Here is a 15632-nt window from a genome sequence, read left to right on the forward strand (position 1 = left end):
TCGATCTTCGCCTTAACCGCGAAAAACTGCTGAACGGCATCGCCCATATGCAAATCCTGCTGTTTTGACCGGCGTTTTTGTCAGACGCGATACCCATATGGTTGACGGGTTTGCCAAACCATGGTGAACACCCGGACCACATTCCCTGAACTGCCGAGCCGTCGCCCGCAGTTCGCGCATGCTTTTAAGTGAAAAACGTACCATGGCAACCGAACGATACAATCCGCGCGCGTCAGAGCCCAAATGGCAGAAGGCCTGGGACGCCAAGAAGCTGTTCGAAGCGCACAATGACGATCCGCGCCCGAAATACTATGTGCTGGAGATGTTCCCCTATCCGTCGGGGCGCATCCATATCGGTCATACCCGCAATTACACGATGGGCGACGTGGTGGCGCGCTACAAGCGGGCCAAGGGTTTCAACGTGCTGCACCCGATGGGCTGGGACGCCTTCGGCATGCCGGCCGAAAACGCGGCGATGCAGAACAAGGTCCATCCCAAGGAGTGGACCTACCAGAACATCGCCACCATGCGCGAGCAGCTCAAGGTCATGGGGCTGTCGCTGGACTGGGCGCGCGAATTCGCCACCTGTGACGTCGACTATTACCACCGCCAGCAGATGCTGTTCCTCGATTTTGTCGAGAAGGGGCTGGTGACGCGCAAATCCTCCAAGGTCAACTGGGATCCGGAGGACATGACGGTGCTCGCCAACGAGCAGGTCATCGACGGGCGCGGCTGGCGCTCGGGCGCGCTGGTCGAACAGCGCGAACTGACGCAGTGGTTCTTCAAGATCACCGATTTCGCGCAGGATCTGCTGGATTCGCTCGACGGCCTCGACGAATGGCCGGAAAAAGTGAAGCTGATGCAGCAGAACTGGATCGGCCGCTCGGAAGGCCTGCTGATCCGTTGGCCTCTGGCCGACGCCTCTGATGGCGAGCATGAGCTGGAAGTCTATACGACAAGGCCCGACACCATCTTCGGCGCTTCCTTCATGGCTGTCGCCGCCGATCATCCGTTGGCCAAGAAGGCCGCTGCGCACAATCCGGCGCTGGCGAAGTTCATCGACGATATAGGCCATATGGGCACCTCGGTGGCGGCGCTGGAGACAGCTGAGAAGAAGGGTTTCGACACCGGCCTCCGCGTCGTCCATCCGTTTGACGACAACTGGACGCTGCCGGTCTATGTCGCCAATTTCGTGCTGATGGAATACGGCACCGGCGCCATTTTCGGCTGTCCGTCCGGCGACCAGCGCGACCTCGACTTCGCCAACAAATACGGCCTGCCGGTGATTCCGGTGGTGATGCCGGAAGGCGAGAATCCGGCGACGTTCCAGATCATCGACGAAGCCTATGTCGATGACGGCGTGATGATCAATTCGCGCTTTCTCGACGGCATGAAGCCGGATCAGGCTTTCGACGAAGTCGCCAAACTGCTGGAGCAGAAGACCATCGGCAACCGGCCGATGGCCGAGCGCAAGGTGAATTTCCGCCTGCGCGACTGGGGCATTTCGCGCCAGCGCTACTGGGGCTGCCCGATCCCGATGATCCATTGCGAGGCTTGCGGCGTGGTGCCGGTGCCGAAGGTGGACCTGCCGGTGAAGCTGCCCGACGATGTCGATTTCGATCGCCCGGGCAATCCGCTCGACCGGCATCCGACATGGCGCCATGTGAAATGTCCGCAATGCGGCAGGGATGCGCGGCGCGAAACCGACACGATGGACACGTTCGTCGATTCGTCGTGGTACTTTGCCCGCTTCACCGCGCCGTGGGCGCATGAACCGACCGATCCCAAGGCGGCCAACGAATGGCTGCCGGTCGACCAGTATATTGGCGGGATCGAGCACGCGATCCTGCATCTGCTCTATTCGCGCTTCTTCACCCGCGCCATGCGCCAGGCCGGCCATGTCGATCTGGCCGAGCCGTTCAAGGGCCTGTTCACGCAAGGCATGGTGGTGCACGAAACCTATCGCGTCGGCTCGGCATCGAATGGCCGCTGGCTGGCGCCCACCGAAGTTCGGCTGGAGGACGTCGACGGCAAGCGCAGCGCCATCGACATCGCCACCGGCGAGGCCGTCACCATCGGCCCGCTGGAAAAGATGTCGAAATCGAAAAAGAACACGGTGAGCCCGGAAGACATCACCGATGGCTACGGCGCCGATACGGCGCGCTGGTTCATGCTGTCCGATTCTCCTCCCGAGCGCGATGTCGAGTGGACCGACGATGGCGCCGCCGGTGCGCATCGTTTCATCCAGCGCATCTGGCGCCTGGTGTCGACGGCCGCCGAAACACTGGCCGGCATCAAGCCCGTGGCGGCCAGCAGCGGCGAGGCCGCATTGGTTTCCAAGGCCGCGCACAAGATCCTGAAGGCGGTCGGAGAGGATATCGAGAAGCTCGCTTTCAACCGCGCCATCGCCCGCATCTACGAACTGGCCAACGCGCTGACCACGCCGCTCAACGAGGTGGCCGAAGGCAAGGCCGATGCAGCGCTGAAAGGCGCCTGTCGGCAGGCGGTGGAGATTCTCGTGCATCTGATCGCGCCGATCATGCCGCATCTGGCCGAGGAGTGCTGGGCGACGCTTGGCGGCACCGATCTCGTTGCCGAACGGCCCTGGCCGGTCTTCGATCCGGCGCTGGTCGTCGACATCGAAGTCACCTATCCGGTACAGGTCAACGGCAAGAAGCGGGGGGATTTGACAATTGCCCGCGACGCGGACCAAGGTGCGGTCGAAAAAGCGGTATTGGCTCTCGACTTCGTGCAGAAAGCACTTGAAGGTAAGGCTCCGCGCAAGGTGATCATCGTGCCGCAGAGGATCGTCAATGTCGTTGCCTGATCGGGAAAAGACAGAGTTGAACCATTTGCTGCGCCGCATTGCGCTTGCCGGCCTGATAGGTTCGCTCGCGCTTGTCTCGGCCTGCACGGTGCGGCCGCTCTATTCGAGCGCGCCACTGTCGGGTTCGCAGGCCAGTGCCAGTGCGGAACTGGCGTTGATCGGCATCAAGCCGGTCAATACGCGTTACGGCCAACAGGTGCGCAACAATCTGATTTTCGGGTTTGGACGAGGCTCCGGCGAGCCGGCCTCGCCGGTCTATTCGCTCAATCTCGGCGTGACCGAAGCGGTCGAGTCCGCGGCACTCGTGCAGGTCGGAACGGATGAAGACGAACCGACCGCCGGTTCCGTGACGCTGACCGGCAGCTATACGCTGGCCGATGCGAAGACCGGCGTGGTGATCGCATCCGGCAAGCGTTCGATCACCTCGTCCTTCGACAGGCCGCGTCAGGAATTCGCCGCATACCGGGCGCAGATCGACGCCGAGAATCGCGCTGCGCGAGAGTTGGCGGAAGCGCTGCAGCTGTCCATTGCCCAGGACCTTGTCCGGCACGGCAAGACCGGCTAGCGCACCTCATCGCTTCACGGAAACGGTCCGGCGCCCCAGGCATGATGGGGTGATCGCGGGATCATGACCAGATTCTCGAACAGAGCCAGATTCCGAACAGGGATTGTCCGAAGATACCCATCGAGCTGCTGCGGCACGGCGAGTAGATCGCGCCACCGGCGTGGAAGCGGCGAGACGACGATCGTGCCGTGTCGCTCGCAGATTACCACGAAGATTTTGGTGCCCAGGATGGTCGGCGATCCATCCGGGAAGCAACTGTTAACCACTCGCTCCCTATTGCTCGGCAGACATTTCAGAGTGAGTCTTGAGAATGGAAGCCAAGCGTTTTTCCCGGGTCAATTTATCGACGGCCGCATCGCCTGATGATCCCGAGGGGAAGCGCTCCGAGAGCATCGGCGACAGGGGTGGTCAGCGAGGTTCTTCTGCGGCAGGCGACCTTGATCGTCCGGCTCGCAAGGAGCCGGGCGGCCGGCAGCCCGCCACACGCCAGGCCGGTTATTCAGTGCCGGTGGTCGATCTCGGTGGCAACAAGCGGCCCTATATGGAGCCGCGGGGTGGCTCGGACGACACGCTTTCGAAAATCGGCGATATCGAGAGCCCTGCCTGGCAGGAATATTTCTTCCTTGCACCCAACGTGCGTTTTACACGCACGCCGGACTATGAGGCCAGGAAGCATCGTCCGCAGCACGAGCGTGTTGTCGAACACGCCGCGACGCGCCCAGCAGAGCAAGCCGTTGCGCAATCCATGATCAAAGGGGCGTCCTCCGCGCCTTCGCTCCTGGCATTGCCGGCTTCGGTGAAAAGCCCTGCTTCCCAGCCGCTGGCCGGCCACGCCACGCAAGGGCCACTGCCGCCGGCTGCTGCTTTTGTTGCCGCGGGGCGCGCCAGGGAGAAGGTGCCAGCCGTTGCGCCGATGCCGCCGAGGACGGTCGCAACGGGACGGGCATGCGCGCGCGCGTCCGTTGCTCCGGGCGCCAAAACGACCACTTCCGAAAGGTTGCGCTGGCCATATCTTTCGGATCATGCCTTCTTCGAGGCCATGGCACCCTATCTGGTCGACGTTTCGTCGCCGGCCCGGCAGACCAGTCCAGCGTCGCCTGCGCCGCTCGCCGTGGCGCCAGTCACCACTACGCCGATCGATATTCGCCCAGGGACCGATGCCACCGCATTGTTTCGTGTCATCGACTGCCTTCCGGGCCAGGCCTTGAAGCCGTTGCCGGATGCTTGGCCGGCCAATTCGAACCAGGCCGTCGCCCAACCCGGCGTGCCGGCGAGCGATGCGCCGTCGCCGGTCCAGCCTGTCGCAATCCCAGCCGCCAAAAGCGACGCCGTTTCCGCGTCGGCCGCGCCAATTGTGAACGTCCCTGCCAGGGCCGTTGCCGCCCGCTCTGCGCGCTTGCCTGGGGCTGGAAAGGTCGTGCTGTCAACCGCGGGCGATCCCTATGAGCTTCCCTCGGAAGAGCTGTTGCAGCAGCCACCGGAGGGACAAGGCTTCTACATGTCGCAGGAGCGGCTCGAGCAGAACGCCGATCTGCTGGAAAGCGTGCTCGAGGACTTCGGCGTGCGTGGCGAAATCATTCATGTTCGCCCAGGCCCGGTGGTCACGCTCTATGAGTTCGAGCCGGCGCCGGGCGTCAAATCTTCTCGCGTCATCGGGCTTGCCGACGATATCGCCCGCTCCATGTCGGCGATTTCGGCGCGCGTCGCCGTCGTGCCTGGCCGCAACGTCATCGGCATCGAGCTCCCGAACGAGACGCGCGAAACCGTCTATTTCCGGGAGCTGATCGAATCGGAAGGCTTCCGCAAGACCAGCTGCAAGCTGGCGCTTTGTCTCGGCAAGACGATCGGCGGCGAGCCTGTTATCGCCGAGCTGGCGAAGATGCCGCATTTGCTCGTGGCCGGAACCACCGGCTCCGGCAAGTCGGTCGCCATCAACACCATGATCCTGTCGTTGCTCTACCGGCTGAAGCCGGAAGAATGCCGGCTGATCATGGTCGATCCCAAGATGCTCGAACTCTCTGTCTATGACGGCATCCCGCATCTTCTGACGCCCGTCGTCACGGATCCCAAGAAAGCCGTCACGGCGCTCAAATGGGCCGTGCGCGAAATGGAAGACCGATATCGCAAGATGGCGCGGCTCGGTGTGCGCAACATCGACGGCTACAACGAGCGTGCCGCTCAAGCCCGCGACAAGGGCGAAACCGTCGTCATGACCGTGCAGACCGGCTTCGAAAAGGGCACCGGCGAACCGCTTTTCGAACAGCAGGAAATCGACCTCGCGCCGATGCCCTACATCGTCGTCATCGTCGACGAGATGGCCGACCTGATGATGGTCGCCGGCAAGGAGATCGAAGGCGCGATCCAGCGACTGGCGCAGATGGCGCGCGCGGCCGGCATTCATCTGATCATGGCGACGCAGCGCCCCTCGGTCGATGTCATCACGGGCACGATCAAGGCCAATTTTCCGACCCGGATTTCCTTCCAGGTGACATCCAAGATCGACAGCCGCACCATCCTGGGCGAACAGGGGGCCGAACAGCTGCTTGGCCAGGGCGACATGCTGCACATGATGGGTGGCGGGCGCATTTCGCGCGTGCACGGGCCCTTTGTTTCCGACGCGGAGGTCGAGCATGTCGTGGCGCATCTGAAGGCGCAGGGCCGCCCAGAATATCTGGAAACCGTGACAGCCGACGAGGATGAGGAAGAAATCGAAGACGACCAGGCGGTCTTCGACAAGGGATCCGTTGCAGCCGAAGACAGCGATGCCATCTACGACGAGGCGGTCAAGGTGGTGGTGCGCGACAAGAAGTGTTCGACGTCCTACATCCAGCGGCGCCTGGGCATCGGCTACAACCGCGCCGCATCCCTGGTCGAGCGCATGGAAAAGGAAGGATTGGTCGGCGCACCCAACCATGTCGGCAAACGCGAAATCATCATGGGACGGCGCCAGCAGGCGACCGCGCCTGACGATGACAGTGCGGACTGAGCGGCGGACCCTTGGCGCCTGAAGCACATTAAAAAAGGCCGGTCACCCGGCCTTTTTCAGTTGAAAGTGGTGCGGCTTCAGCCGATCTTCTGGCCGGTCTTTGCCCAGTCGGCGAGGAACTGTTCCAGGCCCTTGTCGGTCAGCGGGTGCTTGACCAGCGCCTTCAGGGTCGCCGGGGGGGCGGTCACGACATCGGCGCCGATGAGGGCCGCCTGCTTGACGTGGTTCACGGTGCGCACCGAAGCGACGAGGATCTCAGTCTGGAAATCGTAATTGTCGTAGATCTGCCTGATCTCCTGGATCAGCTCCATGCCGTCGATGCCGATGTCGTCGACGCGGCCGACGAAGGGCGAGATGAACGAGGCACCGGCCTTGGCCGCCAGCAGCGCCTGGTTGGCCGAAAAGCACAGCGTGACGTTGACCAGGCGGTTCATCTCGGTGCGGATCGTCTTGCAGGCCTTGAGACCGTCCAGCGTCAGCGGCACCTTGATGCAGACATTGTCGGCGATCTTGGCCAGAACCTTGGCCTGCTGCATCATCTCGGAATATTCAGTGGCGGTGACTTCAGCCGAGACCGGACCCTTGACGATGTCGCAAATCTCTTTGGTGACGTCGGCGATCTTGCCGCCGGATTTGAGGATCAGCGACGGATTGGTGGTGACGCCGTCGAGCAGCCCCAGATCGTTCAGCTCACGGATATCCTTGACGTCGGCGGTGTCGACAAAAAATTTCATGGCGGGTCTCCTGAAGATTTTCATGTGCATGTCATGCACATTCGGGGTCGGCCTTTGATCTAGACCAAAGTCAGGGCAAGGTCACGCCTCATGATCGAAGATTCGCCCTTTGTCGCAGCCGCACCGGTGCTGGTGCCGATGCCCGCCGAACGCCCCTACACCTATGCCGTGCCGGCCGGCATGCGCGTGGTGCCGGGCTCGATCGTGCGCGTGCCGCTCGGGCCGCGGCAGGTCGCCGGCATCGTCTGGGACGGCGCGGTCGAGAAGGTCGACGCGAAAAAGCTGCGCCCCATCGAACAGGTCTTCGACTGCCCGCCGATCGACCGAGCGATGCGCCGTTTCGTCGACTGGGTGGCGCAGTACACGCTGTCGCCTCCGGGCATGGTGGCGCGCATGCTGCTCAGGGCGCCGGAGGCTTTCGACCCCGAACCGTGGATCGAAGGGCTGCAGCGCACGCTTCTCGCACCCGACCGGATGACGGGCGCCAGGCAGCGTGTGCTGGAGACGGCCGAAGGCGGCCTTGCCTGGACGCGCTCCGGCCTCGCTCACGCCGCCGGCGTGTCGTCGACGGTGATCGACGGGCTGAGGGCGCAAGGCGTGTTCGAGACCGTGATGATCCCGCCGCGCCCGGTCGTGGCCGCGCCCGATCCCGGCTACACCATTCCTGAACTGATGCCGGACCAGAGCGACGCGGCGCAGATGCTGCGCGCCAATGTCGCAGCCGGCGTGTTTAACGTCGCGCTGCTCGACGGCGTCACCGGATCCGGTAAGACCGAGGTCTATTTCGAGGCGGTGGCGGCTGCGCTCGACCAGGGCAGGCAGGTGCTGATCCTGCTGCCGGAAATCGCGCTGACGCATGCCTTTCTCGAGCGCTTCCAGCAGCGCTTCGGCGCCAAGCCGGGCGAATGGCATTCCGACCTGCCGCCGCGGATGCGCGAGCGGGTTTGGCGGCAAGTGGCGGAGGGCGGTGTGCGGGTCGTCGCCGGCGCGCGCTCGGCGCTGTTCCTGCCGTTCAAGGAGCTCGGCCTGATCGTCGTCGACGAGGAGCACGACCCTGCCTACAAGCAGGAGGACCGCGTCTTCTACAATGCGCGTGATATGGCCGTGGTGCGCGGCCATATCGGCAGCTTTCCGGTGGTGCTGGCGTCGGCGACGCCGTCGGTCGAAAGCCGGGTCAACGCCAGCCAGGGCCGCTACAACAGGGCCGTGCTCTCAGCTCGCTTCGCCGAGGCGGCACTTCCGCATCTGAAGGCGGTCGACATGCGGCGCGCACCGCCGGCGCGCGGTGGCTTCCTGTCGCCGGTGCTGCTCGACCAGATGCGCCAGACGCTGGAGAGGCAGGAGCAGTCGCTGCTGTTCCTCAACCGGCGCGGCTATGCGCCGCTGACGCTGTGCCGGGTCTGCGGCCACCGCTTCGGCTGCCCGGTCTGCTCGGCCTGGCTGGTCGAGCATCGCTTTCGCGGCCAGCTCGTCTGCCATCATTGCGGGCACAATGAGCGCCGCCCCGAAGCCTGCCCGGAATGCGGCACGCTCGACCATCTGGTCGCCTGCGGGCCGGGTGTCGAGCGCATCGCCGAAGAGGTCGTGACGCATTTTCCCGACGCGCGTACCATCGTCTTGTCGTCGGACCTGATGGGCGGCGTGCGGCGGCTGCGGCTGGAGCTGGAGGCGATCGCCGATGGCGAGGCCGACATCGTCATCGGCACGCAGCTCGTCGCCAAGGGCCACAACTTTCCCAACATGACCCTGGTCGGCGTCGTCGATGCCGATCTCGGCCTTGCCAATGGCGATCCGCGCGCCGCAGAGCGGACGTTCCAGCTGCTCAGTCAGGTCACCGGCCGCGCCGGCCGAACCGGCAAGAAAAGCCTTGGCCTGCTGCAGACTTTTCAGCCCGAGCATCCGGTGATGCGGGCAATCGTCTCCGGCGACGCCGAGGCTTTTTACGAGCGCGAAATTGCCGAGCGCGAACGGGCTGCCCTGCCGCCCTTCGGCCGGCTCGCGGGTGTCATCGTCAGTGCGGTGACACGAGCGGAAGCCGAAGGCCACGCACGCGGCCTGCGCCGCGCCGCGCCCGAGGCAACAGATCTGTTCGTGCTGGGGCCGGCGGAGGCGCCGCTGTCCCTGCTCGGCGGCCGCCACCGCTTCCGCCTGCTGATCCAGGGCGAACGGCGCGCCGACATGCAAGGTTTTATCAGGGCCATGCTGGCCAACGGGCCGAAGCAGCGCGGCTCGGTCAGGGTGCAGATCGACATCGACCCGCAGAGCTTTTTGTAAGGTCGCGCTTTCAGCGATAAGTTGCCCGCAAGCGAGCGAGGAACGGAATATCATATGAAAACCCTCGGCCTTCTGGGCGGCATGAGTTGGGAATCGACCGCCATCTATTACCGGCTGCTCAACGAGATCGTGCGCGATCGGCTGGGCGGGCTGCATTCGGCGAAACTTCTGCTCTGGTCATTCGACTTCGCCGAAATCGCCGAGCGGCAGCATCATGGCGACTGGGATGGCGCCGGTGTGCTTCTCGTCGAAGCCGCACGCAAGCTCGAGGCCGGCGGCGCGGAGGGTCTGCTTTTGTGCACCAACACCATGCACAGACTGGCCGACCAAGTGCAGGCGTCGGTGTCGATCCCGCTGATCCACATCGCCGATGCCACCGCGGTGGCGGTCAAGCGCGCCGGCATGCAGCGTCCGGCACTGCTGGCGACGCGCTTCACCATGGAGCAGGATTTCTACAAGGGCCGGCTCGCCGACAGATTTGGCTTGAACCCTGTCGTACCCGATAGTGCCGGGCGCGACATGGTCCATCGCGTCATCTACGACGAGTTGTGCCAGGGCATCGTCAAGGAGACTTCAAAGGCGGCCTATATCGCCGAGACCGAGCGCCTGCGCCGCGACGAGGCGGCCGACAGCGTCATCATGGGCTGCACCGAGATCACCATGCTCATAGGCCAGCTGGATTTCGACATCCCGGTCTTCGACACGACGCGCATCCATGCCGAAGCGGCTGTGGCATTCGCGCTCGGTTGATGCGCGCCGCCTAAAGTGCGTGGATCCATCTGGCGCGCTTCTTTTCCTCCGCTAGAATGCCCGGAATTTCAAAACAGGCATTTCGAGGGGACAAGATGGATTTTGCGCTTCCATGGCCGACGAGCCAGGGCGAATGGCTGGCCTGGTCGAGCGCCGTCTTCACCGTGCTGCTCGGTCTTTTGTTTTTTCTGGCCCCTGGCCTGGCCTTCCGTGCCCTGCGCTTGCAGGTCAAACCAGAGAAGGCTGCGGCGATCGCCGAGGGGCGCGGCAGGATGTCGGGCTTCTATCTCGGCGTCGGACTGTGCTGTATCCTGCTGGCGCAGCCGCTGATCTACATGGCGCTTGGCTTCTCCTGGCTGTTCACCGCCTTCGGCCGGCTGCTGTCGATGATGTCGGATGGCGCCAACACGCCTTTCAATTGGGTTTCCATCGTGGTGGAATTGGTGCTGGCGGCATTGCCGCTCGCCTTTGCCTTCGGCTTTCTGCCTTGAATCGTTGGGTATTCCGCGATGGAAGGCGGGCGACTTTCGCCGGATGCGACAATAGTGCCTGAAAACCATGCGGAACGACGCATTGCGGTCTTAAAATGCCTGTGCTAGACGGCAATCGACTTTCGGCCGGGGATAGCGGAAGCCGCGCCTCCGTGCTCGAAAAAATGCAGTAAGGTCAAAGATTTAGCCAGAGTTTTTGCTCGCGCCAACAATCTACGGCCTGTCAGACAAGAGAAAAGACGGTCCGTGGCTCAATCGTCATCGCCAATCTCAGGTGTCGCAGAACGCTATGCGGGTTCGCTGTTCGAACTCGCCCTGCAGGCAAATTCCGTGGCCAAGGTCGAAGCCGACCTCAACAGCTTCGAAGCCATGCTCGCGGGCAGCGCCGACCTTACCCGACTGATCAACAGCCCGGTGTTCTCCAGCGAGGACCAGGCCAAGGCCATCGCGGCGATCGCCGACAAGGCCGGGATTGCCGGCCTCACCGGCAATTTCCTGCGCGTCGTCGCCCGTAATCGCCGTCTGTTCGCCATTCCCGGCATGATCAGGGCGTTCCGCCAGATATCAGCCGAACATCGTGGCGAAACCGCTGCTGAAGTCACGTCGGCTCACGAGCTGACGGCTGCCCAGCAGACCGAACTCAAGGCGACGCTGAAGAGCGTTGCCGGCAAGGACGTGGCCATCTCCGTTACCGTCGATCCGTCGCTGCTCGGCGGGCTGGTGGTCAAGATGGGCTCGCGCCAGATCGATACGTCGCTCAAAACCAAACTCAATTCGCTCAAGCTTGCACTGAAAGAGGTCGGCTGATGGACATCCGCGCCGCGGAAATTTCCGCAATTCTGAAAGACCAGATCAAGAATTTCGGCAAGGAGGCCGAGGTCTCCGAAGTCGGACAGGTGTTGTCCGTCGGTGACGGTATCGCCCGTGTCTACGGCCTCGACAATGTCCAGGCCGGCGAAATGGTCGAATTCCCCGGCGGCATCCGCGGCATGGCGCTCAACCTCGAAGCCGACAATGTGGGCGTCGTCATCTTCGGCGCCGACCGCGACATCAAGGAAGGCGACATCGTCAAGCGCACCGGCGCCATCGTCGACGTCCCCGTCGGCCCCGGTCTGCTCGGCCGCGTCGTCGACGCGCTCGGCAATCCGATCGACGGCAAGGGTCCGATCAAGGCGGTCGAGCGCAAGCGCGTCGACGTCAAGGCGCCCGGCATCATTCCGCGCAAATCGGTGAACGAGCCGATGTCGACGGGCCTCAAGGCCATCGATGCGCTGATCCCGGTCGGCCGCGGCCAGCGCGAGCTGGTCATCGGCGATCGCCAGACCGGCAAGACCGCCATCATCCTCGACACGATGCTCAACCAGAAGTCGGTGCACGACAACGGCCCCGAGAAGGAAAAGCTCTACTGCGTCTACGTCGCCGTCGGCCAGAAGCGCTCGACCGTGGCGCAGTTCGTCAAGGTGCTGGAAGAGCGCGGCGCGCTCGAATACTCGATCATCGTCGCCGCCACCGCTTCCGATCCGGCGCCGATGCAGTTCCTGGCGCCGTTCGCCGGCGCCACCATGGGCGAATACTTCCGCGACAATGGCATGCACGCGCTGATCAGCTACGACGATCTGTCGAAGCAGGCCGTCGCCTATCGCCAGATGTCGCTGCTGCTGCGCCGCCCGCCGGGCCGCGAAGCCTATCCGGGCGACGTCTTCTACCTGCACTCGCGCCTGCTCGAGCGCGCCGCCAAGCTCAACGACGATCTGGGCGGTGGTTCGCTGACCGCGCTGCCGATCATCGAGACGCAGGCCAACGACGTGTCGGCCTACATCCCGACCAACGTGATCTCGATCACCGACGGCCAGATCTTCCTCGAGACCAACCTGTTCTTCCAGGGCATCCGTCCTGCGGTGAACGTCGGTCTGTCGGTCAGCCGCGTCGGTTCGGCCGCGCAGATCAAGGCGATGAAGCAGGTTGCCGGCTCGATCAAGGGCGAGCTCGCGCAGTACCGCGAAATGGCGGCCTTCGCGCAGTTCGGCTCGGATCTCGACGCCGCCACGCAGCGCCTGCTCAACCGCGGATCGCGCCTCACCGAACTCCTGAAGCAGCCGCAGTTCTCGCCGCTGAAGACGGAAGAGCAGGTCGCGGTGATCTTCGCCGGCGTCAACGGCTATCTCGACAAGCTGCCGGTCAACCAGGTCGGCAAGTTCGAGCATGGCCTGCTCAGCCACATGCGTTCGGCCGGCAAGGACGTCCTCGATGCCATCCGCAAGGAAAAGGCGCTGTCGGACGATCTGCGCGCCAAGCTGAAGGCCGAGATCGACGCTTTCGCCAAGACCTTCGCCTGAGCGAATTGCCAGTCGGGATGAGACAAGACGGGATCAGGTTTGAAGCATGCCTTCATTAAAAGACCTTCGTAACCGTATCGCCTCGGTCAAGGCGACGCAGAAGATCACCAAGGCGATGCAGATGGTCGCCGCGGCGAAGCTGCGCCGTGCGCAAGAGGCCGCGGAAGCGGCGCGCCCCTATTCGGAGCGCATGGGTTCCGTGCTGGCCAACATCACCCAGGCCATCGGCGGCGGCGGCGATGCCCCGGCGCTGATGACCGGCACCGGCAAGGATGACGTGCATCTGCTCGTCGTCTGCACCGCCGAGCGCGGCCTGTGCGGCGGCTTCAATTCGCAGATCGCCCGCCTTGCCCGCGACCATATCCGCAAGCTTTTGGCGGAGGGCAAGCAGGTCAAGATCATCTGCGTCGGCAAGAAGGGTTTCGACATCCTGCGCCGCGACTATGCATCGATGATCATCGACCGCGTCGACCTCCGCGAGGTCAAGACACTCGGCTTCGTCAATGCCGATGCCATCGCCAAGAAGGTCATCCACCTCTTCAACGAGGGCGGCTTCGACATCTGCACGCTGTTTTATTCGCAGTTCAAGTCGGTGATCAGCCAGATCCCGACCGCGCAGCAGATCATCCCGGCCGGCGTTGCTTCGGCTCCGGCCGAGGCGATCGATGGCGGTAGTGCCGTCTACGAATACGAGCCGGAGCCGGGCGAAATCCTCTCCGACCTCATTCCGCGCAACATCTCCGTGCAGGTTTTCCGGGCGCTGCTCGAAAACGTGGCCGGCGAAATGGGCGCCAAGATGAGCGCCATGGACAATGCGACGCGCAACGCCGGCGACATGATCAACAAGCTGTCGATCACCTACAACCGCCAGCGGCAGGCGCAGATCACCAAGGAACTGATCGAAATCATTTCGGGCGCCGAGGCGCTCTAGGCGTGGTTCGCGGGTCATCGACCCGCGATCGGACCGCGTGAGAAACAAAGGACGAAAAAGGGTAAAGACGATGGCGAAAGCAGCGACCCCCCAGAAGGCAGCCCCCAAGGCCGCAGCCGCGAAAACCGCAGCCCCCGCGAAGGCGGCAAAGGCTCCAGCAGCAGCCGCGAAGGCAGCCCCGGCCAAGTCGGCAGCACCGGTGAAGGCCGCTGCTGCCAAGACATCGGCAGTGGCCACCAAGGCAACGGGCGTTGCCGGCAAGGTCCGCCAGGTCATCGGCGCCGTTGTCGACGTCCAGTTCGGCGATCACCTGCCGGCGATCCTGAACGCGCTCGAGACGACCAATGTCGGCAACCGCCTGGTGCTCGAAGTTGCCCAGCATCTGGGTGAAAACACCGTGCGCTGCATCGCCATGGACTCGACCGAAGGTCTGGTTCGCGGCCAGGAAGTGCGTGACACCGGCGCGCCGATCACCGTGCCGGTCGGCCCGGGCATGCTCGGCCGCATCATCAACGTCATCGGCGAGCCGGTCGACGAAGAAGGCCCGGTCGACGCGACCGAAATGCGCTCCATCCACCAGCCGGCTCCGACCTATGTCGAGCAGTCGACGGAAGCGCAGATCCTGATCACGGGCATCAAGGTGCTCGACCTCTTGGCTCCCTACGCCAAGGGCGGCAAGATCGGCCTGTTCGGCGGCGCCGGCGTCGGCAAGACCGTGCTGATCCAGGAACTGATCAACAACATCGCCAAGGCGCATGGCGGCTATTCGGTGTTCGCCGGCGTCGGCGAGCGCACCCGCGAAGGCAACGATCTGTATCACGAGTTCATCGAATCCGGCGTCAACAAGAAGGGCGGCGGCGAAGGCTCCAAGGCCGCACTCGTCTATGGCCAGATGAACGAGCCGCCGGGCGCGCGCGCCCGCGTCGGCCTGACCGGCCTGACGGTTGCGGAATATTTCCGCGACCAGGGTCAGGACGTGCTGTTCTTCGTCGACAACATCTTCCGCTTCACGCAGGCGGGTTCGGAAGTGTCGGCTCTGCTGGGCCGTATCCCGTCGGCGGTGGGCTATCAGCCGACGCTCGCCACCGACATGGGAGCGCTGCAGGAACGCATCACCACCACCACCAAGGGCTCGATCACGTCCGTGCAGGCCATCTACGTGCCCGCCGACGATCTGACCGATCCGGCGCCGGCGACCTCGTTCGCCCACCTTGACGCGACCACGACGTTGAACCGCGCCATCGCCGAAAAGGGCATCTATCCGGCGGTCGATCCGCTGGATTCGACCTCGCGCATGCTCGACCCGCTGGTCGTCGGCGACGAGCATTATGGCGTCGCCCGCCAGGTGCAGTCGATCCTCCAGCGCTACAAGTCGCTGCAGGACATCATCGCCATCCTGGGCATGGACGAGCTGTCGGAAGAGGACAAGCAGACCGTGGCCCGCGCCCGCAAGATCGAGCGCTTCCTGTCGCAGCCCTTCTTCGTCGCCGAAGTGTTCACCGGCGCGCCGGGCAAGCTGGTCGACCTCGCCGACACCATCAAGGGCTTCAAGGGCCTCTGCAACGGCGACTACGATCACCTTCCGGAAGCCGCCTTCTACATGGTCGGCGGCATCGAGGAAGCAGTCGAGAAGGCACAGCGCCTGGCGGCTGAAGCGGCGTAATCAAGCGAATAGCGAATAGGGAGTAGCGAATTGGGAATATGGGCCGGCGAATTCTTCTTCTGACTAATTCGCTAC

Annotated in this window: 11 protein-coding genes and 1 pseudogene (1 of these 12 running past the window's edge); 10 read left to right on the forward strand and 2 right to left on the reverse strand. The window is 63.7% G+C overall.

Translation table 11 applies throughout. The annotated features are described in order from the left end of the window. Positions 1 to 47 (reverse strand): annotated as a pseudogene (locus EOB59_RS06160) (YggS family pyridoxal phosphate-dependent enzyme); it reaches 562 nt to the left of the window's first position. 155 nt (positions 48 to 202) lie between these two features. Here EOB59_RS06160 and leuS point away from each other — a divergent pair. From leuS to EOB59_RS06175, 3 genes are all read left to right on the forward strand, one after another. Continuing rightward, the gene (leuS, locus tag EOB59_RS06165) at positions 203 to 2827 is read left to right on the forward strand and encodes a leucine--tRNA ligase (protein ID WP_128287926.1); all 2625 of its coding nucleotides are present in this window, start codon (positions 203 to 205) and stop codon (positions 2825 to 2827) included. Next, positions 2814 to 3392 (forward strand): LPS assembly lipoprotein LptE, encoded by a 579-nt coding sequence (lptE, locus tag EOB59_RS06170; protein ID WP_127808803.1) that lies wholly within the window; start codon positions 2814 to 2816, stop codon positions 3390 to 3392. The genes leuS and lptE overlap by 14 nt, the downstream gene beginning before the upstream one ends. Before the next feature lie 310 nt (positions 3393 to 3702). Further along, positions 3703 to 6378, forward strand: a complete 2676-nt coding sequence (locus tag EOB59_RS06175) for a DNA translocase FtsK (RefSeq protein ID WP_128287927.1) — start codon at positions 3703 to 3705, stop codon at positions 6376 to 6378. A 77-nt stretch (positions 6379 to 6455) separates the two neighbouring features. Here EOB59_RS06175 and fsa read toward each other — a convergent pair whose 3' ends face one another. Beyond that, entirely contained in the window at positions 6456 to 7112 is a 657-nt protein-coding gene (gene fsa / locus EOB59_RS06180) for a fructose-6-phosphate aldolase (RefSeq protein WP_127270489.1), read from the reverse strand. A 90-nt stretch (positions 7113 to 7202) separates the two neighbouring features. On the opposite strand from fsa, the gene EOB59_RS06185 reads away from it, so the two are divergent. From EOB59_RS06185 to atpD, 7 genes are all read left to right on the forward strand, one after another. Then, positions 7203 to 9386: a primosomal protein N' gene (locus EOB59_RS06185; protein ID WP_128287928.1), complete on the forward strand. Its 2184-nt coding sequence runs from the start codon at positions 7203 to 7205 to the stop codon at positions 9384 to 9386. 54 nt (positions 9387 to 9440) lie between these two features. Beyond that, on the forward strand, positions 9441 to 10136 hold the full coding sequence (locus EOB59_RS06190; RefSeq protein ID WP_128287929.1) for an aspartate/glutamate racemase family protein: 696 nt from the start codon (positions 9441 to 9443) through the stop codon (positions 10134 to 10136). 95 nt (positions 10137 to 10231) lie between these two features. Next, on the forward strand, positions 10232 to 10627 hold the full coding sequence (locus EOB59_RS06195; RefSeq protein ID WP_127322863.1) for a DUF4345 family protein: 396 nt from the start codon (positions 10232 to 10234) through the stop codon (positions 10625 to 10627). Positions 10628 to 10873: 246 nt separating this feature from the next. Next, positions 10874 to 11434 (forward strand): F0F1 ATP synthase subunit delta, encoded by a 561-nt coding sequence (locus EOB59_RS06200; RefSeq protein WP_128287930.1) that lies wholly within the window; start codon positions 10874 to 10876, stop codon positions 11432 to 11434. After that, complete coding sequence (gene atpA / locus EOB59_RS06205) at positions 11434 to 12963, forward strand: F0F1 ATP synthase subunit alpha (protein ID WP_023811756.1); 1530 nt, start codon at positions 11434 to 11436, stop codon at positions 12961 to 12963. The genes EOB59_RS06200 and atpA overlap by 1 nt, the downstream gene beginning before the upstream one ends. Before the next feature lie 46 nt (positions 12964 to 13009). After that, complete coding sequence (locus EOB59_RS06210; protein WP_128287931.1) at positions 13010 to 13894, forward strand: F0F1 ATP synthase subunit gamma; 885 nt, start codon at positions 13010 to 13012, stop codon at positions 13892 to 13894. 70 nt (positions 13895 to 13964) lie between these two features. Then, complete coding sequence (gene atpD / locus EOB59_RS06215) at positions 13965 to 15557, forward strand: F0F1 ATP synthase subunit beta (RefSeq protein ID WP_164762633.1); 1593 nt, start codon at positions 13965 to 13967, stop codon at positions 15555 to 15557. The last annotated feature ends 75 nt before the right edge of the window (positions 15558 to 15632 follow it).

It is taken from the genome of Mesorhizobium sp. M7A.F.Ca.MR.176.00.0.0, from assembly GCF_004023165.1.
Classification (GTDB): Bacteria; Pseudomonadota; Alphaproteobacteria; order Rhizobiales; family Rhizobiaceae; genus Mesorhizobium.